The organism is uncultured Allobaculum sp. (assembly GCF_948576815.1).
Classification (GTDB): domain Bacteria; phylum Bacillota_I; class Bacilli_A; order Erysipelotrichales; family Erysipelotrichaceae; genus Allobaculum; species Allobaculum fili.
In genome coordinates this window covers 20364-45849 of sequence record NZ_CAPAEZ010000009.1, presented here as the reverse complement: position 1 = coordinate 45849, position 25486 = coordinate 20364, and the positions used below count along the sequence as shown (strand labels likewise).

The window sequence follows — 25486 nt, the reverse complement described above, 5'->3', positions numbered from 1 at the left end:
CTGCGGTTCTTGTCTTATTGCTTTTTGAGCAGTCTCAAGCCCGGTACAGGCTGGCAGATTTCGCATCCTTTGCAAGATTGTAAACTAGCAGAACCGGAGCGATTTTTGATCGACGACGCATTCTGAATTTAAGGTTTTATAAAGTCAGCTTCATCAACTTTTCGAATTGAAGCCGTTGATTCACTTTGGGAATGGTTTTCTGTACTTTTTAAACGATATTCTGTGTTTCCTCCCCATTTTGTTCAGATTTCCTTAAATAATTCACTAAATTTCACATTTTTGATTGACGGGTATACATTAAGGAAAGGTTCAGCGTACTCGCCGGCTCTTGCGTTTTCCATACTACCCCCGCTTTTCTTCCGCTTCTGGGGCATGCAAAACCATCCGACTTTCAGATAAATCGCTCATGAATCTTCTATTGAATCAGAAAGGATGAACTGCATGAATTATGCATTAAGTGTTGGAACTGCACTGCTGGCTGGTCTTCTGCTGACCCGGCTGGGAAACAAGTTCCGTCTGCCGGATGTCACATCCTATTTAATCGCCGGACTCCTTCTTGGACCCTGCTGCATCGGTCTTCTTAAAATTCCTGGCCTTGGCTTTCATACGTTCCAGGATGTAGAAGTCCTTCAGCCGTTTAACAATGTGGCGCTTGGCTTTATCGCTTTCGCGATCGGAAGCGAATTTCGTTTAAGCGAACTGAAACAGACTGGAAAACAGGCGCTGACGATCGGTATTCTCGAAGGTATCATCACCACGATTGTCGTCGACTGCGTTCTGTTCGTTGCACACCTGATCGTTCCAGATATTCTGACGCTCGCGGACGTTCTCATTCTCGGCGCAATTGCTGCGGCCACCGCTCCGGCGGCAACACTGATGGTTGTCCGTCAGTACAAAGCCAAAGGCGACGTCACTTCGACCCTGCTTCCTGTCGTTGCGCTGGATGACGCCGTCGGCCTGATCCTGTTTGCGATTTCCTATGGCGTAGCCATGCATCTTGGTTCCCCTGACGGTGCGAACATGGTTTCCCTTTTTGTTGAACCGCTGATGGAAATCTTCTTCTCGCTGGGCATCGGTGCCCTGCTTGGCTGGATCCTGACACATGTCGCCCGTATTTTCCATTCGAATCGTAACCGCAATACGCTGATTGTCAGCTTCGTCATTCTGGGCGTAACCATTTCAACCGCCCAGATTCACATCGGACCGATGAATTTTGGTCTTTCTTCCCTGCTCGTCAACATGATGCTCGGTACCATCTTCTGCAACTGCTGCCGCAAGTCCGAAGATCTGATGAGCCGTGCCGATCGCTGGTCGGCTCCGCTGATCACCCTCTTCTTCGTATTAAGCGGCGCGGAACTGAACCTGTTCGCCTTTGGCAACATCCTCGTTCTCGCTGTTGGTCTGACGTACATTCTCTCGCGCTGCCTCGGTAAATACCTGGGCGGAAGTCTCTCGGCCGTCATTGCCGGTTCGCCGAAAACCGTACGCAAATGGCTCGGTATTACCCTCTTCCCGCAGGCTGGTGTCGCTCTGGGCATGGCTGCTACGGTCGGCGCCCGCATGGGTGAAAACGGCATGATGATCCGCAACGTTGTTCTCTTCGGCGTTCTGGTTTATGAGCTGATCGGACCGTCTCTGACCAAGTTTGCGCTGACCAAAGCCGGAGAAATCAAACCAAAAAACCTCGCCGACGAATAGTCAGAAAGCAACAAGTTTCATTTTTCGCAAAACGGATTTTCCCTTTTGCCTTACAGCTGGATTTCGCAGGAAATCCGGCTTTTCTTCTATCTGAACAGCCGGATTTGACCGATTTATATCCTTTGGTGCTTTTCTGGAGATGGCAGAATCGCTGCGCCAAGATATTTCTCGGATCTCCCCTGATTCGTGTATGGCGAAAACACTCTGGATTTTGTTTCAGGCAAAAGTTCCATACGATTCCGCCTGTCCTTTTTGGCTCCGGAGGGATCGCCATTGCGCGCTGCAGACAGAACGATTAAAACTAAAAGGACAGCCCGACATGCGGCTGCTGGAAGACCGATTCTTTCTCTCACCGCGTTCGGACCGTCTCGTCTGCGGGAGAGGAAGCGTCTGGAAAGGATGTTTTTATGAATATTGTTCTTCTTGAATCCCTCGGCATTCCCCAGGGGCTGCTGGATTCGTATCGATCCCAAATTGAAGCCGCCGGACATCGCTTTACTGTTTACGAACGGACATCCGATGTCGATACCCTCAAAGAGGAAGTCCGGGATGCGGACGTGCTGATTCTGGCGAATATGCCGCTTCCGGATTCTGTTCTTGATCAGGCAGATCATCTTCGCTATATCGATGTCGCCTTTACCGGCGTCGATCACATTCCCGTAAAGGAAGCCCTGCACCGCAGCATTGCGATTTCCAACGCGTCGGGCTATGCCACGGAATCGGTTGCGGAACTGGCGATTGCAATGATGATTTTACTTGCACGAAAAGTGCCAGCGCTTCAGCAGGCCTGCCGGGAAGGCAAGGCCAAAGGCCGTCTAGAAGGCTGGACGCTTCAGAATCGGACCGTCGGTATTGCCGGCGCGGGAAAAATCGGTCTGCGTACGGCTCAGCTGGCTAAATCGATGGGCGCCCGCGTTCTGGCGTTCAATCGCTCGCAAGTTCATTGTGACTGGATCGATGAACAGGTGCCCCTGGACAAGCTGCTTCAGGAAAGCGATATTCTTTCCCTGCATCTGCCGCTGACCGATCAGACACGCGGTTTGATCGGTAAAAAGGAGCTGGAGTGCATGAAGCCGGGAGCGATCGTCATCAACACGGCGCGCGGACCTATTCTCGATAACAATGCACTGGCTGCTCTTCTTGAAAACGGTCATCTTGCGGGAGCAGGTATTGACGTCTTTGATCAGGAGCCGCCTCTGCCCCTCGATCTGCCGCTTTTAAAAGCGCCCAATACGATTCTGACACCGCATATCGCCTACGATTCTGAACAGTCCATGAAAGAGCGGGCGGAAATTGTCTTTGACAACCTCTTTTCGTGGCTGAACGGAACGATTAAAAACGAAATCAAGGCCGGCTGAAGGCGGCAAAGTATCGAATCAATAAGAGTGAATAAAAAGAGTTAACCGAGTTTAAGAAAGGATCTGGAAGTATGCGTCAAACGGTAACCGAGAGCGACGAGATCGCCGCTCTATCGCCGTCCTCTTCCAGGAGGATGGCTTCTTCAAAAGGGGCAAAAGGCATTTTGTACATGGTCATTGCCTCAATTCTTTTTGCGACAGGCGGTCTCGTTCTGAAATGGACGAACTGGAATTCGCTGGCCATTAACGGCGTTCGCTCCTGCTTTGGGGCTGTCGTGATCGGTCTGTTCATGCTTATTACCCACCATCGCCTGCGCCTGAACAAATCGGTGTTTGCGGGGGCGGTGGCGTACATGTTCATGACAACGCTCTTTGTTCTTTCGAACAAAATGACGGCTGCGGGCAACGCGATTGTCCTGCAGTTTTCCTGCCCGATCTGGATCGTCCTGCTGAACCTTATCCTGTTTCATCGAAAGCCGGATCGAAGACAGATCATCGCCCTGACGCTCATTGTGATCGGCATTGTCTGCTTCTTCCTGGATTCGCTGCAGTCCGGCAGCTGGGCCGGCGATCTGATCGCGATCCTTTCCGGATTATTCTACGCGATTCTGTTCATGCTGAACAGCTTTAAAAACGGCGATGCCCTCTCGTCCATTTTCCTTGGCCAGATCGGTACCGTGATCTGCATGGCTCCGTTTGCTTACGGCTGTTCCATGACGCCTTCCAATCTGTTTGCGATTTTCTGGCTCGGTACTTTCCAGGTCGGCTTCGCCTATGTATTCTTCGCTTTAGGAACCGGCCTGATCAGCGCGCTCAACGCGTCTCTGGTCAACGCGATCGAACCGGTACTCAATCCGACGCTCGTTGCTCTGGCCGGCTACGAATCGCTCAGCGGCTTATCGCTTGCTGGCGCGGCCATCGTCATCTGCAGCGTCATCTGGAATTCTCTGCCCGCGTCCGCGCGCAGACACCTGCAGGCAAAAACGGCCTGAGCGTGACGTTATCCTTTCCAAACGATTTGGATCCAAATCAAAAGGGTCTGTATTCGACAAAGGTCCCCCTTTTCTCGAACACAGACCCTTATTTTATTTTTCCACGACATCCGGATGGACGCTCATCATGACCAGCGCACAAAGCAGAAGGGCGCAGGAAATCCAGATCGTCTTTAAGCCAAACTGCAGGCAGAACACTCTGCCCAGCCCGGCACCGAGAACGAACAGACCGATAATGAGGAAATAACTGAAGGCTTTTTCAAACAGGCCTGAATTGTTACTGTGAATGGCGCTGATCAGAGAATCCGTACCGCCGCGCAAATTGCCGATACACATGGTTGAAGCGAAGGGAATGCCATGAAACTTGCGAAACGTCTGCACCTGCATGGCGCAGGAAAAGGAAACGAGCGCGTTGGCCAGCGAATCGGCTTCAATAAACGGTACGCCCAGAAGCAGGACGATCATAAGTACAGTAATCATCTGCCGCCAGTGAAAGCGGGCGTGCAAAAAGTGCAGATGAATCAGCTGCGCCGCTGCGATTCCTCCGCAAAAGGCCAGAACGGGAAACAGATATTTTAAAAACGCCATCCAGTCCCCTTCAAACAGCCGCGCGCTCATCAGGACCAGATTTCCCGTCATCGCGTTGGCGAAAACTTTTCCGCGCTCAAAATACGTATACGCATCCTGAAGTCCTCCGGAAAGCGTTAAAAATGCCACTGTCCAAAGGGATTCCGACATCTGTTTCTGTGATGTTTTCAGTTTCAATTTGTTCGCCTCGTCTTTACCCATTCCTGCCCGCACAAAGCCAATACGATGTTTGCGGGCGATTTTGCCTGAAAAACGAATCGATCCGTTTATTCGCTTCGATTTGTTTTCTTTTTCCCTGTAACTATAAAAGGCTTCAAAAGACAAACCTATTGAGATACCTGTCCTTATCCGAAGACAGCGTTTTCAGCAATGCAATGCGATACCGGACTCTCCCGTTTTCGGTGATCTTTTTCTATCTGCGTCTTCTGAAAACTCTGCTTTTTTGACGGCTTTGGATCTTCTTCGAGGTCGAATCCGACGGAAAAAGTCGACTTTCCATTTTCATCGTCTGTCTCGTTTTTCGTATGAACAGACAGGAGGTGAGACCATGCGCGATCTTTGCCGGCTGCTGCTGTCTCTGGCGATGGAACGGGAAATCACCGACATTCATTTAGAGCGCAAAGGAAAAGGACTTCACCTCTTCTTTCGAACGGACAAAGGGCTTGAAGAACTGGATCAGGACATTTTCCCGCCGGAGTTTCTGGAGTATCTGAAGTTCCTTTCCGGCATGGATCTTTGCCAGCCCAATGAACCGCAGTCCGGCGAATTTACGATGACGGTTTACGGAAAGAAAGCGCAATGCCGCTTTTCTCTGCTTCACGCTCAGGATACGCAAACCGGGGTAATCCGTCTTCTCCATTCGGCCAGACACTTTGCGCTTGAAGATCTCAGCTCCTGCAAGGAAGCAGCAAAACGTCTTGAGCGCTTTACGCAGACCGATCGGGGTCTGATCATTTCCTGCGGTCCTACCGGATCGGGAAAATCGACGACCATTCACGCGCTGCTCCACCGCATTCTCGAAAAGCGGCCGCTGAAAATCGTGACGATGGAAGATCCGATCGAAATTCAGGAGCCGGACATGCTGCAGATTCAGATCAATCCAGGCCGAGGCGTTACGTACCAGCGCACCCTCGAAGAACTGCTCCGCCAAAATCTGGATGTTCTTTTCATCGGCGAATGCCGTTCGGAAATCGCTGCGAAAATGACCGTTCGCGCTTCCCTCACCGGCCATGTCGTCTATACGACTCTGCACTGCGGCAGCGGCCTGGAATGCCTTTTGCGCCTGCTCGATCTCGGTGCAGACGAGCAGGATCTGCGCAGTGTACTGAAAGGAATTTTTGTCTGCCGCCTTTTACGAAACGGCGATCAGAAGGAGTGTGTTTATGAAATCTGGAATGAGGAAGACGTCCATCGCCTCTTCGAAGAAAAAGAAAACGCCCGTCCGGGACTTTCTTTTGAAGCCTGTCTTCGCCCCGAAGGGGATGCCGGTTCTGGATGAAAAGGAAATGGATCTGTTTTGCCTGCTGCTCAAAAGCGGGCTGACGTTTCCCGATGCCCTGTCTCTTTCGTTTCAATCCCATGCAGAAATTGAAAAACGGCTTGAACAGGGTATTCCGTTTTCGCAGATCGTCCGTTCACAAAAAGAGCGGAACATGAAGCAGCTTGGTGTTCTGATGGAAATCTTCGATCTTTCCCTGGCGCTCGAATTTCACGAACAGCTGCGCAAAGCGCGAAAAACGCTGCATGGAACGCTCCTGAAAAAAAGCGGCTACCCACTCTTTCTCATGGCGTTTGCGAGCGGTCTGGTCTGTTTTTTTGCCGACAGCATTCTTCCCTCCCTGCTTGGCGAAGGCGGGTCCTCTTACCTTTCCTTGCTGAATCTGCTGAAGCTGGTTTCCCTGCTGTTCTGGATCGCCGTTTTCATCGGTGTCGTTGCCGTCGGCTGGATGATCACGTTTCCGCAGGCGGCTTCCCGGATTTCGCCGCTTCTGTTTTCCATTCCCCTTTTAAAGACGTTTTCGTCCATGGAATGCGCCGTCGTCTTTGAATGCGTCCAGAAAGCATCCTTGTCCACAAGGCAGGCCAGCCGTCTAATTCAGGAATCGGGCTGTTTTCCTTTCGCGCAGATTTTATGGCAAAGCTGGATTCGAGAGATTGAAGCGGGAAAAAGTCTGGAAGCGTGCATACGCAGGGAAAGACGGCTGGAAGATCGGTTTATCCGCTTTTTTGAAATTGGTCTGGAAACAAGCCGTATGGAAGAGATGATGCAGGCGTATCAGCAGGGTCGTCTGCTGCTTTTTGAAAAGCAGCTCAGTCAGTTCAGCCGTTATCTTCTCTATGCGGCCTATGGCTTTGTCGGGATTCTGGCAATCAGCGTCTATCAGATCATGCTGGAGCCGTTAAGCATGCTGGAAGGGATATAGATCCGTTACAGGAAGATATTCGGGTCTTCCATACATAGATGCATCCTGTATGAAGCAGACTGCGCATGACTGGATCGCTTTGAACAAATCCTAAGGCAAAAGCGAACGCCAAGCCGGAATCAAACGCAAAAGAAAAAGTCCGCAGAGCAGGCTCTTCAAAATCAAATCAGATCAGGTTGTACATCAGATACGGGTTATGCGTTTTTTCCTGTTCGAGCGTGGTCGATGGACCATGACCCGGATAGACGACATAATCCTTTTTCAGCGATTTGAGAAAGTTCAGCGAATCGCGCATCTGGCTGACGGATCCGCCGGGCAGATCGGTACGGCCGATGGAGCCTTCAAACAGGACATCGCCGGTAAACAGGTTATCTCCGATTTCGAGAATCGTACTGCCGATCGAATGACCTGGCGCATAATACGCCGTAACGCCGAAGGTACCGATCAGATTCTGACCTTCTTTGTAGGCAACCGGTTTCGCCTGAAGCGTCAGATGCGGAATGCCGACAAACGAAGCGGAAGCATTCTTTTCCGGCTGGGACAGAAAGTCGAGTTCGGCCGGATTGACGTACACATCGACGTTGAACTCTTCAAGCAGCGTATCGATCGCGCCGATATGATCAAAATGAGCATGTGTCAGACAGATGGCATCCACTTTCACATTCAGCGCGCGAACCATCATGGCGATTTCGCGGCCTTCATCACCCGGATCGATGATCAAAGCGTGTCCATGATCGGAAACAATATAGCAGTTGGCCTGTACGGGACCAACGGGTTTGCAGATTACTTCCATAACTGTACCTCCCTGGAATTTTTCCTTCTTCATCATATGCTTTTTCACCTGCAAAGCTTAAACGGATGCCGCAAAAGCGAAAAAACGGCTACAAAAAAGGATGCCGCTTGGGCATCCGTCTGTGCAATGGACACGGCGCGGGAAAAGGATTCCCGGATGAAGATCCAGTGCGATTACTTCTTTTCTTTGTGCTCAGTCATTTTGTTGCATTTCGGGCAGTATTTCTTGATGGTCATACGTTCCGGATGCTTTTTCTTGTTACGGGTACCGATGTAGTTTTCATCGCCGCAAACCGCGCACTTGAAAGTGATACGATCTCTCACGCTGTTTCCTCCTTACATTCCTGCCGATTATAGCACAGAAAATTGAGACGAACAATAATTCCTGAAACAGCCCCGATGGGCGCGCCAGAGCGGCAATCCCATCGGGGCTGTCAGTTGATTCAAATTAATTTATTGGGTTTGCTGAACCCGTCTACTGCGCCGCCGAATCGCCGCTCTGTACGCGGTTTTCCGGATACAGGTTGAAGTATTCCTGCAGGACCGGACCTACGACGTTATTGGCGCAGATGTTGGCTGAAAGCGACTGGCTGTTGATCGAAGACGTCGGTGCCAAGCACGCAAAGGCGACGCTCGGTTTTTCCACAGGTCCATAACCGACCAGGTTGGCCGTGGTCCATTCGCCGACTTCGGCTGTTCCTGTTTTCGCCGCCATGTTCTCATCAAGATTTTTAAGCGGCTTGAAGCAGTTCTCATCCGCGACGCAGGCCTGGAAGCCTTCCTGAACGCGCTTGAGATGGCTGGCGTTCTTTTCGTCGAGTTCGTTTTTCAGAACGACTTCGTTCAGATCGAAAATTTCGTCGCCGCCCACTTCCTTGGAGTACTGGTAAAAGCGCGGCTGGAACAGTTTGCCGTCTGCGGCGATTACCCCCGCATACTGCATCAGCTGCAGAGGAGTATACGTATCGAGCTGACCGATCGCGTAGTTGATGACCATGTTGGGTGTATTGTTTCCCGCTGCGAAGACGGTCACTTCATTGGGAACATCGAGACCGGTCATATTGCCCAGTCCAAACTGCGAATAGTAATTGCGCATCTTGTTGAGCGTTCCAGGAACATCGACGATATTGAGGGCTTCGCCCGGTACATAGTTATACCCGCCAAGACGCATCGCGATCTGGAACATGTAAACGTTGGACGAAACCGAAAGCGCCTGCACATCGTTTACCGGACCGTGTTCGGTGTAGGAGCCGAAATTCTGTCCGCCGATGTTCATGACTTCATCGACAATGACTTCGCCTTCCTGCACAACGCCTTCGGACTGTCCCATGTACACCGTAGCGCCTTTTACGCAGCTGCCCGGGTTGATCAGCTGGGTATAGTTGCCGGACGCGTAATAGGAAAGCTGCCGGGTTTCCGGATCCATCTGATAGCCGGAAAGGGCCAGCACATCCCCGGTCTGTGGGTTTTCCATGCACATGAACAGCGTGTAGAAGTTTTCACGGTTTTTCGTTCCGCCGTACGCCTGCAAAACGGATTTCAACGTTTCATCGAGCTTGAGCTGCAAGTCGATATCTACAGACAGATAAAGATCATGCCCCTTCTTTGCCGGCTGGAGAATCTGCTTATGCGCAAGACCGTTGGAGTCGTAGGTGATTTTGGCGATTTCATCGGTACCGCTGAGCAGATCGTTGTACTGCAGTTCCAGACCGGATTTGCCGACCTGGGCATTGTACTGATAGCCCTTAGCCAGATATTCGTCCGCCAGCGAGTCTGGAAGACCTTCGGTGGACGTCGATACGGATCCGAGAACATCACTGAGCGATTCGCCGTACGGATATTCGCGTTTCCAGCCGCCAAAGTCGATGTCAAAGCCGGGAAACTCGCTTTTGTGTTCAACGAGATAGGCGCATTCTTCATCGTCCGCGTCTTCGGCAATGACTGCCGACTGACCGGTCGACGAACTCTGGGCCATACGGTTATAAATGGCTGCGGCCTTCAGAGCACGCGCGTCAGCCTGATCGATGGTTTCCTGCGTCATGGCACCTAACTGAATCTGCCGAAGCTGACTGGATGTCATTTCTCCCGCATCGTACGTTGCTCTCTGTTCTTCATTGAGCAGATCAAGACCGTCGTAATGCGGATCTTCGGGATCGAGGAGCGTTGTGTACTGCAGGTACGCGTCCTTGATTTCCGCATTGGTGAAGTCGTCCATCTCAATATGGAACACTTCGCCCATACGGTCGGCGTAAATCATCATATCGGTATACGTAGCGTTCTGCGGTGTCGTATAGACGATATTTTTACAGGCAACCGTTTTGGCGAGCACACGTCCTTTGGCATCGTAAATCTGACCGCGCGGTGCGGAACTGTACTGTTTAATGGACGTATAGTCATCCTGCTTTTCGAGATAGGAATTGTGATGAATCGCCTGGATATCCACCAGACGCACAAACAGACTCAAAAACAGAGCCACAATGACGATGGATAAAACCAGAATTCGATTGGAGACCAGTCGGCTGATCCGGCTGCTTTTTTCTTTGGATTTTGAGCTTCTGCGTTTTCTCATTTTTTCCTCCTTTCCAGTGGGTGCGAACCAAAAGGCAATCGGCATGGAATGCCGGCTTTTCAATTCACTTGGATTTATCGGACAGGATCCTCAATCCGGATCCTTTTTCGCTTATATATTTCTTATTTTATTTTTCGCTTATTCGAAAATTTTGCGTCGTCCATGTTCCAGTCTGAACATTTGGATTTTTACTTTACTCCGTTCTTCTTAAACGGGAATAAAAAGCCGTCTGCATAAACTGGAGCGGGTTTCGCGCTTCTCATTATAGCAGAATCGATTTGTGAAATATACGTATTATTTAACTATTTGCGCTTATCGGTTCGCGCCGAATACCCACAAATTTAAAGCATTTTTGCACCAGCGAAAAGCCAGAGAAAAAGAGGGAAACCGGACGTCTTCGGTCTTCCTCTTTCGTGTGCATTAAAAGAACAAGGGAAATAAAACAGGGTTCTATTCGATTGGCTTCTGGTAGAAGCTGCCGTAAAACGATACGGTTCGATAGACGTTGATCAGACAGTGCGGATCCGCCTTGATCAGTGCACGGGTCAGCTCCGGCAGTTCAAAAGAAGAAACAACGGATTCACAGATGTAGTACGTTTCACCTTTGTACGCGCCCTTGCATTCGATGATGGACATACCGTGACGAACTGTTTCCATAAACGCGTCGACAACCGGTTTTGGGTCCTTGCACGTAATCTGCAGGGTCATGCGCTGATAGCGTTTGTACATCTTGTTGATGACGGTCGTGGACAAAAACTGGAAGATGATGGAATACGCGCAGTAAATCCAGCCAAAGGAGAAACCGTAGGCGATATACATCGCGACGTTGAAATAGAACACGATGTTAAAGATCGAACGGTGAATCTTGTTGGATACGTACTGGGCGATAAAGTCGGTACCGCCGGTCGAGCCGCCGGAACTTAACGCCAGAGAAATCGAGAAGCCCCAGAGAATGCCGCCAAACAGCAGGTTCATCATGATGTCGTAAAATAACGGTTCAAAGCTGAAAATTTCCAGGAACATGGAAACCAGAACAAACTGAATGGCCGAAAGGAGAACAAAGCGCTTGGAAATGGCGCGCACGCAAAACGCGGCGACTGGGACGTTCAGGAGGATAATGAGTAAAGAGACCGGCAGATTCATCCCGCCAAGCGAGGCGACACGGCTGATAAACAGCGCAATACCGGTAAAGCCGCCGGAAATCAGGTTGCAGGGATCCATGAAAACCTGCATGACATACGTCTGCAGCAGCGCAGAGAGAATGATTTTGATCAGGGAAAACAGAAAGCTCAGCGTTCGGTTGCGGCCAAGATTCTGTTCAAATTCTTCGATCAGATGATACATGTCAGCCTCCTTGATATTGATTTGAAACCGCTGCCGCCAGATTTTGAAGCTCTGGTGCAGACCGGGCTTCATGCATTATAAGACAAAGTTTTCTTTTTGGAACAATCGAAGCGAAAAGAGCTTCCTCTTGCCAAGAATTCCAGCAAATCCGCAAAAAACAAATCCAGAAAGAATCCCCTGCTCACTTTCGTCCTTCTGAAATTTCCAGGTTAAAAAACACGCGGGGAAAAGATCACGATTTTGGGGGATTACTAGTAATTGGAAACGAGGCAATTTCCGGCGTTTTGCTTCTTCATGCTAAGAAATCAGGAATTCAGATTTACGGTTGACCCTCGGAAAGATCTTTGATAATATGAACGAGCATTAACCAAGCCGTTAACAAATGATTCACACAAATGGTTCCGTAGCCAAGTGGCTAAGGCAACAGACTGCAACTCTGTGATCGTCGGTTCAACTCCGACCGGAACCTCCATTTTTATTGCACGGGATCGTGGCGGAACCGGTAGACGCAACGGACTTAAAATCCGTCGAGCTTTGCTCGTGAGGGTTCAAGTCCCTCCGTTCCCACCATTTGATACAAAAGCTGAACACGGATACCTTTGTTGTAGAAGTTTCAAGCTTAGTTTTAATTCACACATTCGCCTTTAAGCGAAACTAAAAAACGCCCTCAGCTCGAAAGCTGAGGGTTTTATTTTGTCGAGTCACTCGATGAACTGTTTCGCATTTTGTCGAGCCCTGTCGACACTGTCGACAAGCTACATCGACACTGTCGACAAGCTACATCGACACTGTCGACACACATAAAAAGGCCCCAATCTGGGACCTTTTTACACGTGCAAGTCCCGTAGGATTCCTTGCCGTTCTTAGTGAAGTCAGTATAGCACTAATACTTGATTTCCTGCCCTTCGCAGTACCATCCGGCCTTCGTGGCGGCATCGTGTTCCTTCAGGCTAGCCGTTAGTAAGTGCTCACCGCTGTACGGATTGTACATGCGATAGATCGGCCTGGATCCGCCCGACACGAAAGCCTGCCCTTCATCCTTCCAGCCGATGGAAAGCAGTCGCTTCTTCTCGACTGGATCCGCTGTGAACAGGTGCGTCTTCCCGGAATAAAGCCGCCAGACCGGCGCTCCATCGGCCGGGGCTACCCAGCCAATGCCTTCATACTTCCAGCCTAGATCTGCCAGATACTGGGCTTCTTTGTGGCTCTGTGTATATAGATGGTCCGCTCCGGAATACATCCGGTATACAGATCCGGCCGCAGCTTCCGGAATCTTGACCGGCTCTTTCTTCGGCGCTGGTGCATCGGCTTTCATGAACTGAGTAACCTTATCCAGGAACGTACTCCAGGAGTACGGGCGACCGGATCTGAGCAGGCGCGGGCAGTCTTTCGCCATCCATTGCGCGTGCTGGAATACGTTGTGCTGCGCAGATCCTCCGATCTGCTTGAGCAGGTATGCGGTCAGCTCTGCCGCTCTGTCATGAGCTTTCTTGATGTCACCGCACTCACAAACTTCAATGGCAATCGTCTTGCGGTTACCAGCCCCTAGCGCGCCATCACCGGCGTGCCACGCGTTTTCAGTGATCGGAAGCAGCTGAAAGCAGTTGATATCATCAATCACAAAGTGATAACTGGTTGTCGAGTTGAAACCGCCGTTTTGTGTCATGTACAGCATGTGATTTTTGGCCGATGCGCTGGATCCGGTATTGTGGATCGTCACGCCTGTTGGATCCATCGGGTAGCCAGGGCGAGCGGGCGTACCTGCCGGGATGTAGGATTTTGTGATTTCTACCATTTCATTTCCTCCATATAAAAGCGGAGCAAATTGCATAATCTGCAAATTACTCCGCCATGCTTTTATCCTGTTGTTTTCTCCAGATCGTCGATCCGGTGATTGGCCACCCGGATCTTTTCGTCTTGGACTTTCTGACCTTCCTCGAGATGGTATACTCGCTCGATCAGCTGGTTATGCTTGTCCTGCTTCTTTTCGAGAACATCCAATCGGTATTTCATCAGAGCCGAAGTCTTGGAATTGGCGATCAGGTTCACCACGATCGAAGCGATAGCGGGGATGCTGGCGGCAATGATAGCCGAAGTGATCACCGGATCCATCATTCCGTTACCTCGTCTTTCACCTCTGGCAGGCCCGCAATGGAAGTGAGAACTGAGCAAATTCCAGCCATCAGCGTGATGGACACGATATTGAGCCAGTCCACTTCCATCAGCCCGATTGTTCCAGTTCCGAGAACGGCAAGAGCAGCCTGAGCCATTGTTTTGACGGCGCGCACGCCTGCGGCTTTAATCCAAATTTTTGTCATAATCTTTTCCCTCTCTTTCTTACTATCCACGCATTGCACAGCTGACCGTAATACGCTCTGGAATTGGCCCTACCTCAACTACACTGATGTAGCCATCGTTGTTGCCTAATGTGTAGATCGAGCTCACGCCCTCCTGAAGAGGACTGGTAATAGGATCGTCGCCCTGTCCAAAAAGAATCCTCACTCCATTTGTTGTTACAGTTTTGACGACAAAGAACGTCGCGTATTTCATGCCAAGTTTTGAGCGAATGTTTTGTGTCACCACGGGTTGCGCTCCGTCATTTCGAAATGTAATCGGCACATCACCTTCGTACTCCGCATAAATAGAGATCTGATATTCCGAATATCCGCCGTATAACGTGCCTGTGCTAGGGCCATACATATTTGCTATGTCGAAATGGTTAAATCCAATCGCCTCATTTTTGACATATTTGCTCGCCGCTTCTTCTTTCGCCAGATATGTATCTGCCGCATCCGTTTTGGCTAGATATGTATTGGCCGCATCTGCTCCGGATAAGTAATCCGCCGCTTCCAGCTGGCTTACCTTCGCACTGAGCTGATTCAGCAAATCGTACTTTGGGTCTGTCTCCTCGATCGTGTCCGGCTCGAAGAAGTCGCCGATCTGGACTGTCATGGGCGAAAGGTGCCAGTGTTTGGAATCGCCATCGGATCCGCAGAGCTGGATCTGGCAATCACCTGGCGCAACGGCAAGACTCGCCGGAATGGTAAAGACGATTTCCAGCTTGCCGTCCTTGTCGCTTACGCTGTCTGGAAGCACGCTTCCGCGCTGAAGGTTGACGTTTTCGTATTGCATTTCCCATGCGATCGAATTCAGGTTGATGCCCTTCGGAAGTTCATCCACGTCTTTCTCAAGCAGGAAGCGGATTGTTCTAGTTGCATTGTCGCCTGCTACGCCAACGACAGGCTTTTTATCTGAGCTGTCTGCGCTAACAACTTGTTTCGATTTAAAATCAGCTTGTAAAATTGTCATTTCATTCTCCTTTCATTAGAAAACCCGCCGATGAAGGCGGGCTTTTTTTAATACAAGTCATCACGGATAAAAAGCATACTCACCGTAATCGACTTTCCAGATTGAGTGTTTCCCCAGCATTGTATAGTCGTTGTGCTGAATGACTCTACATAAAAATGGCTAACGAATCCGTTTGTAGCGACATTAACTGCCGCCAACGGCAGATATCCAGAAGGCAGTGTCATGGGAACTTGAACAAGCTGATCAACGGCTGTGCTTGAGCATGTGGCGGTAAAGTCACGCTTAATGATAGCCTGCTTCAAATCGCCATAAAGCTTTTTCCACGATACAGACCAGGCAGCCTTACTGGTTAAGTAATCAATGTGGCCATGATAGGCTTCCATGTTATTCGTAAGCACGATCATTTCGCCCCAGTCTGATGTATACCCATTGTTTTGAGCAAAGGCGACCCCTTTTAACCATGCCTCTGCACCTGTTGGTGACCATGACGCCTGCGCTTTTACCTTGAAGTTGAAAACATCGTATCCGCTGTCCTGTTTAGTCAGCAGGCGGCTCATAAAGGTTGAAAGAGCCGTTGAACTACCGTTATACGCATACTTATGAGCATAAATGCTCTCTGTTTGTATGGCGTCGATTTCCTCTTTCAATACTCGCCCTTGATTTGCGGCCAGCGCGCTTGTCGTGCTCGTACTGGTCAAGTTGTTTACCACTGTCGGACTTGTTCCGTTCGATCCGTTCCGGTTCTTCAGGTAAAAGTAAGTTGTCGTTCCATCTGTTTTCGCGACAGCCACTTGAGTATGCAGGTAGTACCCGGCGGTAGGTGTAGGTAACGTCGTACTCCAGCTAGAAGAGCTTTGAGACGGCGTGGATGAGCTTGAGGATTGGTAGTACTTGACGGTTACAGAACTAATCCCGGTCCCGCTGGCCCGGCGTCTCCCTTGAGACCTCGCGGGCCTCGCGGTCCATCTTTTCCGTCTTTCCCATCAGCACCATCCGCTCCATCTTGGATCAGTGTCGTATGATCACCGTTTTTATCTGTGATTTTCAGTGTCGATGTCTTACCCGACTTGCTAAGGCTAACAGTTGGAGAAAAGCCGTCTTTTCCATTGTAGATGGTGGACTGCTGCACTTTTCCGCCAGACGCCGTCTCAAAAAGGATATTGCCGTCCGCAGTCTCTTTCTGACTGACCTTTGGAGTATACACAGACGTAAGCGTGATTGAGCTCGATCCGCGAATGACAGAGTCTTTCACAGCTCTACAGCTCAGGACAACCGCGCCAGTGACGTCGGATCCGTCAATCGTGATGGACGCCCCGTCTACCCTTGGATCGGTTGTTGGAATGTCGCTTCCTTTGAATGTCCAGATCAGCCGGAAATCATCGGTGGCATTGATCCCATTTCGCCGTACGGATGCTGTAAAGGTATGACTCCCTTGACCATCTTCAAATACAGTCCCCCGTGTGGAAGAGATTGCCAGATCATAAACTTCTTCAGCTGCCGCCATGCTTTGTGCTGTAGATGTGATCTGCGGGCTTATCTGCGATTTCAGAGTGGTGAAGTTGTCAAATTTTGAAGACGACCGCCACGGCTCGCAAAGATCGATTTTCTGCTCGATAATGCGGCACTGCAGATAAATTGGCGGGTCATACTGAGAATCTTCGACGGTCACCCAGTCGCCAACGTTGCCTGGCATGTAGCCTGTCAGCTGATAGCTGACCTTTGGCACACAAGCATTCTGCAGCTCTTTAAGGGCCTTTTCGTAAAGTGACCCCTGATCATCAGCGTCTGGAACATCCATGTAGCGAACGATGTATCCGTCCTTGAATGCCCCGGCATCGTTTTTGGCCAGAGATGCGGGGAAACGGTCTCGTGCTTCTGGGCATCGAATATCCTCGTTAATGATCAGATAGGATCCCTTGTCATCACGACGCCATACGCCAAAACCGGACAGGGTCAGGATACGATCCGCCTCCGGACTCATTACCGGACCCTGTTTGCTGTACGTCTGATGGGAAGAAGGAAGAGACGGGCGACGGGCTGAACAGGTATACACGCCCTCAGGCATCGTAACTACGCGCCCATCTCTCTCCGTGTAGACGACATTAATGCGTGTCTCTACCCAGTCCTCCTGCCCTGAAATATGGATAGTTTCCACACGACGGGTTTCCACTTTCTGATCGTCTCGAGCAATAACCGTCCGCAGTGTACGTACTGCCCCATTCGCATACGTCCAGGTCTCGGTGGTTTCTTCAACCGTTCCAGAAGAATTTTTGCCCCGCGGCCGAATGGCGGTATAGAAATTGCTGATGTCGACCGTCTTTTTGATTCCTGTGGTCGCCGATCCATAGCGAATGATTTCGCTGGTGCGATCCTGACCCATTCCCTGCTTGTCGCCCGCCGGATAAAACACAAGATTAATCTTGTCGAGCTGATAGGTCGGCTTCAGATGGATCTCAAAGCTTGCTTCCGCATCATAGGCTTCAGCAAGGGCATAGATCCGGTGAAGGATAGAGTCCCGGCTGTCGAAGTGCAGCCTTCGCTTTTCCCCGGCAAGCCGTGAGTCGTCAATCGTTAGCACGTCCCGTTCAAAGCCGAGATAAGCCAGGTATCCGCTGATGGACATGTCGTCCGGAACTTCGGAATTGTCCACCTCTTCATTCGTCAGTTCAAGTGTGAGTCCCCATGCTTCTACGGAGATGAGATCTTCATCTCGCTCGACCTGAACGATCGTCAGATAGTAGTCCTTGCTTCCAGAAAGTGAACTGTCAGACGTCAGATCTGCACGGAAGGCGATTTTACAGCCTTCTGCAATGAGTTCCGCATTTTCTTCATCTGAAGCTACCGCAAAGTTCATCGTGTAGGCATCTCCAGCCAGATAAGTACTCAGTGTCGCTCTGGTATAGTGCATGCACTCGGGAACGTCATTATCCAGAAAGCGGAGCATATGATCGTATGGATCCAGGAGTGCAATTCTCATAGCCATGCCTCCCTGATGAATGCTTTAGCGCTGACTTTAGCGCTGTACCAGTCAGAAAGAATCAGGCTGACCGTGTGCGTTCCCGGAGGGATCAAGAACCACTTTGTTCCGATAACCTCCAGATCCGGTCGATAGGTTCCGTCTACATAGAACTTAGATGTAATACCGTCAATGGTCAGTCGCAGACCATTTGGTCCGGGAAAGAAAGTGTTTCGCGTATCAAACTCGCCTTTCACGTGCTTGGCGATAAGCATCAGGTTTCCAAAATACAAACGGGTTACACGATCCGGATTCACATACGGCATATGGCCGATGTAGATCCGGATTTTTTTGAGCGGTACAGACTCAAATCCAGAAACATCGCATCGTATCGTGTTCCCGTCGCTTCCCGGACGAACAATGACCGTATGGCCTTCTTTAGAGATAAGGAAAGACCCCGTTCCGCCCGCAAACGGATTCTGACCATTTGGCGTGAAGCGGAATGTCTTTCTGGTCTGCCCATTTACGTGAATCAGGCAGTCTGCCGCAAAGTCAGCTGAGCCTTTACTGAGCGTAAGGCGCGCGATCTGGCACTCAGATCCGTCCCGTTCGCCCAGACACTCGATGATCATTTCACCGATCTGGGCTGGGCCTCCGCACTCGAACCACGCAAGGCCACGGAATTCGAAGTCCATCACATCGCCATTCTGCGAAGTTTTCGGAACAGTGTATGTGTTCCATGAGTGACACCATCCGGATCTGGGATGGTCGCCGACACCAGCCGAATATCCGAGAGCGATCCAGTCCATGTTTTTGCGGTCTCCCCCATCCTGAGGGACGCGAATTCGCTGGAGCGTATGATGCGATTGAGCATCATTTCCTGCGGGAAAGTCGCCCCATCCCATGACCTGCTCGTCTCTTTCGCCGTACACGCGATCTGTCTCAGATCGGCTGCCAAACTCCATAGCGCCTTGCGCGGATGCCAGACCGACATATCCGCTCTCTCCGTACAGGTCTACTTCATAGCGGACAGGAACCTCTTCGGTTCCTTCATTGGTAATACGCAGCTGTTTCTGACAGGCAAGGCTGGTAGGTGAAAAATCTTCTACTTTTTCCAAGAGCGCGTATTTGCATGGATCCGCACAGTAGAACGTGATCGTATCTTTTGTGACGGCGGATACAGTGGCGATCCAGTACTTGTCCGGCTCATCCGTGAAGATGAGTCGCTTCTGTTCACCGGAAAGCAAGCCCTGCAATGCGTTATAGCGGGCGCCCTTCTTCCGGTTTACAGCTTCATGAATGCAGTACTTTGCTTTAAGGGTTTTCGGCTCATAGCGAGCGGATCGATATTGTGATCCGCGACGGCCAGGAATGTCCAGATCCGTTATGTTCCGTTTCTGGCTTTCGCGGCCTTGAATATCAAGAAGACAAAAGCCGGGAATCTCCCGGCTAAAGTCATGATCGTTAAAGATAAGGGTTGGATTGATCATTTATTACCCCCTACAAAAGCGAGCCGCCGGCCTCGGCGGCCATTCAGCTCTTCAATATCCTCTGCAATTTCCCCCACCAGGGCAGTTTTGTCGAGGTATACATTTCCAGACTTCATCAGCAGCGCTTCGAGCAGTTCAACGATGCGATCCCCTCGCGGATCTGCAGCACTGCGCATATATCCGGCTTCGATTGATTTATCCAGTTCTTTATAAAAGCCGGAAAGCGGAAGGACTGCCTCGGATCCGGCTTCTCCAACGATGTTTCCGCCTGTTCTTCCCGATACATCCGGGAAGAACGTTGCGCTTCGGAAAATGCCTCCAACAGCGTTTTTCGATGCTTCCTTTTTTGTCTGCGAAACTTCGACTTCCACCTTGTTGTGACCAGTAAGCCAGTCCCACACTCCAGAAACAAAGTTTTTAGCTTCTTCGAAAGGCTTACAGATTGCATTTTTGATATCGTCAAAGACCTTTTTTGCTTTTTTTAGGATATCGTCCCATGCGTCGGACAGTTTTTTCTTAACGCCGTCCCATCCGCCTTTCAGATTCGTTTTAATTTCGTTCCATTTATCTGTGATCGCTTTTTTGATCTTTCCAAACAGATCGGAGGCAAGCTGCTTAATGCCATCCCAGATTTGTGAGGCGAATGTCTTGATCCCGTTCCACAGCGCATCCCAGGCAGTGGAAAGATGTGAACAGAATCCGTCCCAGTCGCCGTTAAAGAGAGCGATAAATCCAGCTACAACCTCCTGAATCGCAGTAATGATCGGACTGATGAAGTCGTTAATGGCCTGCCATGCCGTGGTCCATGCGTTCTGGATGTCTGTCGAGGTGGCGCTCCAGTTAATGCCAAACCAGCCAAGAAAGGTTGAAATACAGCCTGTGATGGCTTCGATAATCAGAGAAATGAAATCACCGATGCCTTGCCATACGGTATCCACAATGGTCTGGATGCCAGCCCAGAAGCCATCCCAGTCGCCGGAAAACAATGCGGTAAAGGTGTCTACAATACCAAGAATTACTTCAAAAGCGGTTCCCAGCCCGAGGGAAATTCCTTCCCATGCGCCTTCAAAGACAGGCTGTAAAAAGTCGCAAAGCCCCTGCCATGTAGCCTGCATGACCTGTCCGAAGTTTTCAAAGTCGAAGCCAAGCGCATTGATCCGATCCGTTAGTCCCTGGAAGAAGCCCTGAAACTTACCGACGATATCTTCCCAGATACCGGTCATTTTATTTCTGAACTCCTCATTGCTCTGCCAGAGAGTAACGAAGGCAGCCACAAGCCCTGCAATTGCACCGACCACCAGGGCGATCGGTCCACCAATCGCAACGAATGCCGCTTTCAGTCCGGCAAGCCCTCCGCCAGCTGAAGTGAAAGCCTCGGCCAATGGTGCAAAGTAGCCAGTAAGTGTTGAAATTGCTCCCTGAACTCCAGTGAATGCCCCAAGGATAAGCTTTCCGATTTTCCATGTGGCGATCGCATGCGGAATTTTTTCCAGCACAGGAAGCAGCTGATCAAGGATGCCGGAGATCTCAGGAAATGATTCTTTTAATCCGTCAATAAATGCCTGGAGGCATTCGCGGGCCATCTTTTTGATTTCTGGCCAGTTGTTCCGGATCCAAGACACAGCAGCACCCAAAAACTCAGCCATTGCCACCGCCATATCCGGGATGGACTCCAGAAACGTCCGGATAAACTCTCCGGATCCATCCAGTGCGCTTTCACGCATTCGCCCAGCCATATCTCCCAGTCCTGTTGCGATAAGGGAAGGCAGCTGAGAGACAAATCGTCCGATCATCGGCAAACAGTTGTCAAAGAGGAAAATGTTAATCGCTTCAATAAGACCGTGCATTGCCTCAAAGGCCTCGTCATTCTGCCCGTTAGCAAGATAACCAAGAACATTCGAGTATGCAGCTTTGACCATAGCCATTGACCCGGAAAATGTGGTTGCCGCCTCTTTTGCGGTTGTCCCCGTAATACCAAGTTCGCCCTGGATTACGTGAATCGCGCTATAGACATCATTCAAATTGGAAATGTCGTACTTGATTCCCGTGATTTTTTCTGCATCCGCCAGCAGCCTCTGCATTTCCTGCTGAGTACCGCCGTATCCGAGCTTCAAGTTGTCTAACCATTTATACCCCCATTTTCATGGTATTTAAAAACAGCCTCTCGGCTATCAGGGATTAGACTATATCTTCATCTTTTACTTTCTCGAATCTCCAGCCTTTTTTGTCATGAGCATTTGGATTACTTCTGACCTTTGGAGAATGTTTTTGATATGTTTTACCGTAAACAATTTCCGAGTCAGAGCATCCAAAATATTCGGCTGCCTGCTGTCTTGATTCGAAGAGAATTTCTTGCCCATCTGTATGGACGGCTTTAACCGGTCGTCTTTTATTTTTGATTCTCGAATGATAGCCATAAGCAAGGCAATTTTCAGAAGGTGTGACCCAGCGCAGATTTGAAACATCATTATTCGATCTGTTTCCGTCTATGTGGTCCACCCACGCCTTTGATTCATGCGGCTTTTCAATAAATGCCTCTGCAACAAGCCGATGAACGTGTTTGCTTATAGTGATACGACAGTACCCACCGTTTTTGCTTAGAACCATGATTTGTCCTGTCGAGTCCTTTCTAACCCTGCCTTTGTTGCTGACGGAATATCCGGGCAAATCTTTAATTGGTCTGAATTCTTCCACTAGAAATCCTCCTGTTAGTAAAAGTGTCTTGCGCTTCCAGCTTCGTATCAATAGAAGCCGTACTGAGTAACTAACTCATAGTCGTTACACTTTCTATATACCTATCATAGCACAATTTCAGCTATCTAACAGGAATAATTGGTATATAGCTTAGCACGGGATTGTCATGCCTTTCGGTTTAGATTTCCCCGTTAGCAGGCACAAAGCCCACACCCTTGATAAGGTTCACAAGAAATCACTATGCCATCACTGGCATAGCGGACATTAAGTTTATCGTATAGTTCTGTTTCGCAAACCCCTGATATGCGTCCTGGATCGACTCCATATCCGTGCCCATTTTGCTGGCATTATCGGACATGTCACGCAGCGCCCTGTTCGCAACCTCAGCAGCTTTAGCTGTGTCATTGCCGGTCGACGCGATCAGGCTGGCTGCGAAAGAAGTCGCCTGTTCCATATACTCGTTAGCGGAAAGTCCGCATTCGGCGTAGGCCTGCGCGGCGTAGTTTTTCATGGTATCCGCCGAGCCCTTGAACAGCGTTTCAATGCCTCCCATCGACTGCTGGAGCGCCGCACCCTCGTTGAGAGCCATGGAAATGGAGTCTTTCAGCGCCTTGCCGATGCCGGCGGCGATAATCATTTTCTTGATTGTTCCGGCGATCGTGTTTCCTGCGTATGAACCCGCTTCCCTGGCTTCCGGATCCATTGCGCTTTTTATCCCGCCCTTAATGCCTTTCGCAGAAGGAACGATTTGGACATACGCCTTACCGAGTTCTGTTCCAGCCATTTAGCCGCCTCCTTTCATTGCTTTCTGCCTGGCAGCCATAAACTGCTCAATGGAATCAAATGGCATGATTTCATCATTTTTTTTGCTCCGCTCGCTGGATCCAGTGAGGATCTGCAGAATGGAGTCCGGGCGTCTGGTTCCCGGTTTGCACTTGGACCATAGAATCAGCGCCAAAAAGTCTGAGCATCGCGCCAGAAGGAGGGTGTCTGCAGAGCAAGGCTGTCCAGAAAGCTTTCTTTTTATTCTTGAGTCATCCCCCAAACCACACGCCAAAACAGCGACTGTCCGAAGCGGTATGCTGTGCAGATCGTATATGTGATACGTCTGCGCAAAATCGCACTTAAGACAGTCGCTGTCAGTTTTCAACATGCAGCTGAGGGCTAGGAGTTTTTTCCCGGCCCCTCCATGGTCATGATCTCGTGCTGAACTTTCAGCATGACAGAAGTCTTTACCCTGCCTGTTTCCGGATCTCTGGCGTGCTCTTTGAGTGCGGCAAACTGCTGATCACCGAGCAGTCGCTTCATAACTCGAACGGTCGCGGAAATATCTCCTGATTCCAATGACGCAAGATCTTCGATCAGTTCCCAGTCGTCATATACAGCCTCATCAATCTCGTAGTTGAAGCCGTCAGTTGTTGTTCCTTTAATCATTAGACTGCCGTACCTCCGATGTACTCATAGTGGGTCACGCCATTTGCGTCTGGTGTTGCAGTAATTTCCGTACCATACCCCAGCGGCGTAGAGTCAGAGTAGGTAATGTCATCAAGCGCCGACATCGTTCCAGATGGGATAACAACTCGCTTTGGTACGCCGTTTTTCAGCACCATATCAATAACATAGGATGCTTCTGCGGGCTGTTCGGATGTCGCTTTGACCGTGATTCCGTTTTCCAGAGTCCCCGAAACATTGGCGTCACCATAGATCAGTTTAAGAACCTCCACGTTCAGCGATTCGATCAGCGTGAGCTTGAACTTGTCGCTTTTACCCGTAAGGGAGCTCAGGACAGTGTCTCCGCCCCACGCCTTTGTCTCACTGGTTTCAATTTCACTTTGGTTAACCACGCCGTCCTCAGAGACGTAACCGAGGCATTTAAAGGCCTCATTGAGCTCTTCTGCTGCACTTTTCGGAAGAGTCGTGCCGGATGCCGCACGAAAAATCGCTCCGCCTACCTTTGGCTTACCCTGACTGACGTTACCGGCATTATTTCCAGTTGTGCTCATTTTTATTCCTCCGTTTCTCCAAACAGTACCAAGTCAAAAACAGCCTGGTATCTGTATCTTTTCGTTGCTTCATCTGTGTAGTTGTAGTCAGTATCCAGCTCTACGCGGGATACCTCATCACTTTCTACAAGCCTGCTCATAGCCTTTTTGACTCTCTCATTGAGACAGCAGGCATCATACAGGCTGGATCCATATGACTGAATGGCGAATGAGGCGGTACGAATGAAGCCATCCGTGCCGCCTACTCGCTCTATCAGTACGTAGCTTTCATCGTCCCGCATCGTCATGGACACCGGGACAGAAAGCGCCTTTTTAAGGTGATCAAGGACGATCAGTTCAGACATCATTTTCTTTTACCTCCGCCCTTCACTCCTCGAAGCAGAGCTTTATCGCTGGCTTTATCGCTGGTGATGATCGCCCGGCTCGGCATAACCTTGACTTCATAGTCTTTGCCAAAAGACTGCCGCGCAAAGGTTTCCAGCATGTCGGACATCTCCGCCGACTGCAACCACTGCCGGATGGCAGCGCTGTCCAGCTCAATCTCAAGCACATTCATAAGCTTCTACCGAGATCTTGCCATGCCAGCTCAGCGGGATGTTTTCTTCAATTCCCAGCTGTACAAAACCGATGGTGTGCCACTTTCTGCCGAAAAATTCGACTGTGGCGTCCTCCCATGCATGCTGGTCACCTTTAGGGATCGCCAACGTATAGCGGGCATGCTTTCCATACAGCGCGGTCGTCGTTTCTACATCCTCCGAGGATGCAGGCGCGACAAGGACGTTTTCAACTTTGACCGGCGTTTCCTCATAGATCGGGACACCAAACGGGTCCGATCCGGCCGCCTTTCGCTCATAGAGCGTCACACTCATGCCTTTAATCATCGTCATACATGGGCACCATCCGGATCCGCTGCCGGTTCAATCCGAGTCTGGCCAGCTCACTCTTCTTGATGAAAAGTCCGCCTCCTGGCACCAGGTACGTGCCAGATACCGAGTACCCCATGGCTGACTGAGACATCTGGGTCATCGGCTCACTGGTCGTGCTGGTGAGCAGTGTCCTGGACACCACATCAACCACAACCGACCGGAAGACTTCCTCATACAGTTCGCCGGATTCAATCATTGCTTCGAGATCCTGCCCTGACTTTTTGGCTTCCTGCCTGAGCGATGCGATCACAACGGGAATCAGAGCTTCAGCGCGCTTTCTCTCATCAATGGTGAGAGGCCGAAAGAGGCTTTCGACCTGCTCAACAGTTACAGACGGCGCCATT

26 protein-coding genes and 2 tRNA genes are annotated in these 25486 nt (G+C 50.2%); 7 read left to right on the top strand and 21 right to left on the bottom strand.

Going from position 1 to position 25486, the window contains the following annotated elements; all coding sequences use genetic code 11:
• Positions 1-441: 441 nt before the first annotated feature.
• The 3 genes from Q2J39_RS02265 to Q2J39_RS02255 all read left to right on the top strand — a co-directional run bounded on the left by Q2J39_RS02265 (position 442) and on the right by Q2J39_RS02255 (position 4048).
• Positions 442-1698: a cation:proton antiporter gene (locus tag Q2J39_RS02265; RefSeq protein ID WP_288339007.1), complete on the top strand. Its 1257-nt coding sequence runs from the start codon at positions 442-444 to the stop codon at positions 1696-1698.
• Between the two features lie 407 nt (positions 1699-2105).
• Entirely contained in the window at positions 2106-3056 is a 951-nt protein-coding gene (locus Q2J39_RS02260) for an NAD(P)-dependent oxidoreductase (RefSeq protein ID WP_288339008.1), read from the top strand.
• Between the two features lie 71 nt (positions 3057-3127).
• On the top strand, positions 3128-4048 hold the full coding sequence (locus Q2J39_RS02255; RefSeq protein WP_288339009.1) for a DMT family transporter: 921 nt from the start codon (positions 3128-3130) through the stop codon (positions 4046-4048).
• A 93-nt stretch (positions 4049-4141) separates the two neighbouring features.
• Here Q2J39_RS02255 and Q2J39_RS02250 read toward each other — a convergent pair whose 3' ends face one another.
• Positions 4142-4786, bottom strand: coding sequence for a YoaK family protein (locus Q2J39_RS02250; protein ID WP_230267917.1), 645 nt, complete (start codon positions 4784-4786; stop codon positions 4142-4144).
• 397 nt (positions 4787-5183) lie between these two features.
• Here Q2J39_RS02250 and Q2J39_RS02245 point away from each other — a divergent pair, with 397 nt between their 5' ends.
• On the top strand, positions 5184-6134 hold the full coding sequence (locus Q2J39_RS02245) for an ATPase, T2SS/T4P/T4SS family (RefSeq protein ID WP_230267916.1): 951 nt from the start codon (positions 5184-5186) through the stop codon (positions 6132-6134).
• Positions 6118-7059, top strand: coding sequence for a hypothetical protein (locus tag Q2J39_RS02240; RefSeq protein WP_288876412.1), 942 nt, complete (start codon positions 6118-6120; stop codon positions 7057-7059). The genes Q2J39_RS02245 and Q2J39_RS02240 overlap by 17 nt, the downstream gene beginning before the upstream one ends.
• A 166-nt stretch (positions 7060-7225) precedes the next feature.
• On the opposite strand, the gene Q2J39_RS02235 is transcribed toward Q2J39_RS02240, so the two are convergent.
• From Q2J39_RS02235 to Q2J39_RS02220, 4 genes are all read right to left on the bottom strand, one after another.
• Complete coding sequence (locus Q2J39_RS02235; protein ID WP_288339011.1) at positions 7226-7852, bottom strand: MBL fold metallo-hydrolase; 627 nt, start codon at positions 7850-7852, stop codon at positions 7226-7228.
• A gap of 173 nt (positions 7853-8025) precedes the next feature.
• Positions 8026-8175: a 50S ribosomal protein L33 gene (gene rpmG, locus Q2J39_RS02230; protein ID WP_230267913.1), complete on the bottom strand. Its 150-nt coding sequence runs from the start codon at positions 8173-8175 to the stop codon at positions 8026-8028.
• A gap of 151 nt (positions 8176-8326) precedes the next feature.
• Positions 8327-10420, bottom strand: coding sequence for a penicillin-binding protein 2 (locus Q2J39_RS02225; RefSeq protein ID WP_288339012.1), 2094 nt, complete (start codon positions 10418-10420; stop codon positions 8327-8329).
• Between the two features lie 450 nt (positions 10421-10870).
• Positions 10871-11764 carry a YitT family protein gene (locus tag Q2J39_RS02220; RefSeq protein ID WP_288339013.1) on the bottom strand — a complete coding sequence of 298 codons (894 nt, stop codon included), beginning with the start codon at positions 11762-11764 and terminating at the stop codon, positions 10871-10873.
• A 397-nt stretch (positions 11765-12161) separates the two neighbouring features.
• Between Q2J39_RS02220 and Q2J39_RS02215 the strand changes: the two genes are divergently transcribed.
• Positions 12162-12236: transfer RNA gene (locus tag Q2J39_RS02215), tRNA-Cys, on the top strand.
• Between the two features lie 12 nt (positions 12237-12248).
• Positions 12249-12334: transfer RNA gene (locus tag Q2J39_RS02210), tRNA-Leu, on the top strand.
• Positions 12335-12647: 313 nt separating this feature from the next.
• On the opposite strand, the gene Q2J39_RS02205 is transcribed toward Q2J39_RS02210, so the two are convergent.
• The 16 genes from Q2J39_RS02205 to Q2J39_RS02130 all read right to left on the bottom strand — a co-directional run bounded on the left by Q2J39_RS02205 (position 12648) and on the right by Q2J39_RS02130 (position 25485).
• A complete protein-coding gene (locus Q2J39_RS02205; RefSeq protein ID WP_288339014.1) occupies positions 12648-13559 on the bottom strand; it encodes an N-acetylmuramoyl-L-alanine amidase in 912 nt (303 codons plus the stop codon).
• Between the two features lie 62 nt (positions 13560-13621).
• Positions 13622-13879, bottom strand: a complete 258-nt coding sequence (locus tag Q2J39_RS02200; protein WP_288339015.1) for a hypothetical protein — start codon at positions 13877-13879, stop codon at positions 13622-13624.
• Positions 13876-14082 (bottom strand): holin, encoded by a 207-nt coding sequence (locus tag Q2J39_RS02195; RefSeq protein ID WP_288339016.1) that lies wholly within the window; start codon positions 14080-14082, stop codon positions 13876-13878. Before Q2J39_RS02195 ends, Q2J39_RS02200 begins: the two co-directional genes overlap by 4 nt.
• A 22-nt stretch (positions 14083-14104) precedes the next feature.
• The gene (locus tag Q2J39_RS02190; protein WP_288339017.1) at positions 14105-15073 is read right to left on the bottom strand and encodes a hypothetical protein; all 969 of its coding nucleotides are present in this window, start codon (positions 15071-15073) and stop codon (positions 14105-14107) included.
• Between the two features lie 47 nt (positions 15074-15120).
• On the bottom strand, positions 15121-15771 hold the full coding sequence (locus Q2J39_RS02185) for a hypothetical protein (RefSeq protein ID WP_289068833.1): 651 nt from the start codon (positions 15769-15771) through the stop codon (positions 15121-15123).
• 200 nt (positions 15772-15971) lie between these two features.
• Positions 15972-18050, bottom strand: a complete 2079-nt coding sequence (locus tag Q2J39_RS02180; RefSeq protein WP_288339019.1) for a phage tail protein — start codon at positions 18048-18050, stop codon at positions 15972-15974.
• Positions 18047-19519, bottom strand: a complete 1473-nt coding sequence (locus Q2J39_RS02175; RefSeq protein WP_288339020.1) for a distal tail protein Dit — start codon at positions 19517-19519, stop codon at positions 18047-18049. Before Q2J39_RS02175 ends, Q2J39_RS02180 begins: the two co-directional genes overlap by 4 nt.
• Complete coding sequence (locus tag Q2J39_RS02170) at positions 19516-21633, bottom strand: hypothetical protein (protein ID WP_288339021.1); 2118 nt, start codon at positions 21631-21633, stop codon at positions 19516-19518. Before Q2J39_RS02170 ends, Q2J39_RS02175 begins: the two co-directional genes overlap by 4 nt.
• A 64-nt stretch (positions 21634-21697) precedes the next feature.
• Positions 21698-22213: an NUMOD4 motif-containing HNH endonuclease gene (locus Q2J39_RS02165; protein ID WP_075818222.1), complete on the bottom strand. Its 516-nt coding sequence runs from the start codon at positions 22211-22213 to the stop codon at positions 21698-21700.
• 238 nt (positions 22214-22451) lie between these two features.
• Complete coding sequence (locus tag Q2J39_RS02160) at positions 22452-22997, bottom strand: hypothetical protein (RefSeq protein WP_288339022.1); 546 nt, start codon at positions 22995-22997, stop codon at positions 22452-22454.
• A 380-nt stretch (positions 22998-23377) separates the two neighbouring features.
• Entirely contained in the window at positions 23378-23647 is a 270-nt protein-coding gene (locus Q2J39_RS02155) for a hypothetical protein (RefSeq protein WP_288339023.1), read from the bottom strand.
• Positions 23647-24057, bottom strand: a complete 411-nt coding sequence (locus tag Q2J39_RS02150; protein WP_288820523.1) for a hypothetical protein — start codon at positions 24055-24057, stop codon at positions 23647-23649. Before Q2J39_RS02150 ends, Q2J39_RS02155 begins: the two co-directional genes overlap by 1 nt.
• Before the next feature lie 161 nt (positions 24058-24218).
• Entirely contained in the window at positions 24219-24563 is a 345-nt protein-coding gene (locus Q2J39_RS02145) for a hypothetical protein (RefSeq protein WP_288339025.1), read from the bottom strand.
• Positions 24560-24766, bottom strand: a complete 207-nt coding sequence (locus Q2J39_RS02140; RefSeq protein WP_288820524.1) for a hypothetical protein — start codon at positions 24764-24766, stop codon at positions 24560-24562. The genes Q2J39_RS02145 and Q2J39_RS02140 overlap by 4 nt, the downstream gene beginning before the upstream one ends.
• Positions 24759-25103, bottom strand: coding sequence for a hypothetical protein (locus Q2J39_RS02135; protein WP_288339027.1), 345 nt, complete (start codon positions 25101-25103; stop codon positions 24759-24761). The genes Q2J39_RS02140 and Q2J39_RS02135 overlap by 8 nt, the downstream gene beginning before the upstream one ends.
• Positions 25090-25485, bottom strand: coding sequence for a Gp19/Gp15/Gp42 family protein (locus tag Q2J39_RS02130; protein WP_288339028.1), 396 nt, complete (start codon positions 25483-25485; stop codon positions 25090-25092). The genes Q2J39_RS02135 and Q2J39_RS02130 overlap by 14 nt, the downstream gene beginning before the upstream one ends.
• Between the last annotated feature and the right edge of the window lies 1 nt (position 25486).

Coding starts and splice junctions, on each gene's coding strand:
- Q2J39_RS02265 (WP_288339007.1), top strand. CDS start 442: ATGAATTATGCATTAAGTGTTGGAACTGCACTGCTGGCTGGTCTTCTG.
- Q2J39_RS02260 (WP_288339008.1), top strand. CDS start 2,106: ATGAATATTGTTCTTCTTGAATCCCTCGGCATTCCCCAGGGGCTGCTG.
- Q2J39_RS02255 (WP_288339009.1), top strand. CDS start 3,128: ATGCGTCAAACGGTAACCGAGAGCGACGAGATCGCCGCTCTATCGCCG.
- Q2J39_RS02250 (WP_230267917.1), bottom strand. CDS start 4,786: ATGTCGGAATCCCTTTGGACAGTGGCATTTTTAACGCTTTCCGGAGGA.
- Q2J39_RS02245 (WP_230267916.1), top strand. CDS start 5,184: ATGCGCGATCTTTGCCGGCTGCTGCTGTCTCTGGCGATGGAACGGGAA.
- Q2J39_RS02240 (WP_288876412.1), top strand. CDS start 6,118: ATGCCGGTTCTGGATGAAAAGGAAATGGATCTGTTTTGCCTGCTGCTC.
- Q2J39_RS02235 (WP_288339011.1), bottom strand. CDS start 7,852: ATGGAAGTAATCTGCAAACCCGTTGGTCCCGTACAGGCCAACTGCTAT.
- Q2J39_RS02225 (WP_288339012.1), bottom strand. CDS start 10,420: ATGAGAAAACGCAGAAGCTCAAAATCCAAAGAAAAAAGCAGCCGGATC.
- Q2J39_RS02220 (WP_288339013.1), bottom strand. CDS start 11,764: ATGTATCATCTGATCGAAGAATTTGAACAGAATCTTGGCCGCAACCGA.
- Q2J39_RS02205 (WP_288339014.1), bottom strand. CDS start 13,559: ATGGTAGAAATCACAAAATCCTACATCCCGGCAGGTACGCCCGCTCGC.
- Q2J39_RS02200 (WP_288339015.1), bottom strand. CDS start 13,879: ATGATGGATCCGGTGATCACTTCGGCTATCATTGCCGCCAGCATCCCC.
- Q2J39_RS02195 (WP_288339016.1), bottom strand. CDS start 14,082: ATGACAAAAATTTGGATTAAAGCCGCAGGCGTGCGCGCCGTCAAAACA.
- Q2J39_RS02190 (WP_288339017.1), bottom strand. CDS start 15,073: ATGACAATTTTACAAGCTGATTTTAAATCGAAACAAGTTGTTAGCGCA.
- Q2J39_RS02180 (WP_288339019.1), bottom strand. CDS start 18,050: ATGAGAATTGCACTCCTGGATCCATACGATCATATGCTCCGCTTTCTG.
- Q2J39_RS02175 (WP_288339020.1), bottom strand. CDS start 19,519: ATGATCAATCCAACCCTTATCTTTAACGATCATGACTTTAGCCGGGAG.
- Q2J39_RS02160 (WP_288339022.1), bottom strand. CDS start 22,997: ATGGCTGGAACAGAACTCGGTAAGGCGTATGTCCAAATCGTTCCTTCT.
- Q2J39_RS02155 (WP_288339023.1), bottom strand. CDS start 23,647: ATGATTAAAGGAACAACAACTGACGGCTTCAACTACGAGATTGATGAG.
- Q2J39_RS02145 (WP_288339025.1), bottom strand. CDS start 24,563: ATGATGTCTGAACTGATCGTCCTTGATCACCTTAAAAAGGCGCTTTCT.
- Q2J39_RS02135 (WP_288339027.1), bottom strand. CDS start 25,103: ATGACGATGATTAAAGGCATGAGTGTGACGCTCTATGAGCGAAAGGCG.
- Q2J39_RS02130 (WP_288339028.1), bottom strand. CDS start 25,485: ATGGCGCCGTCTGTAACTGTTGAGCAGGTCGAAAGCCTCTTTCGGCCT.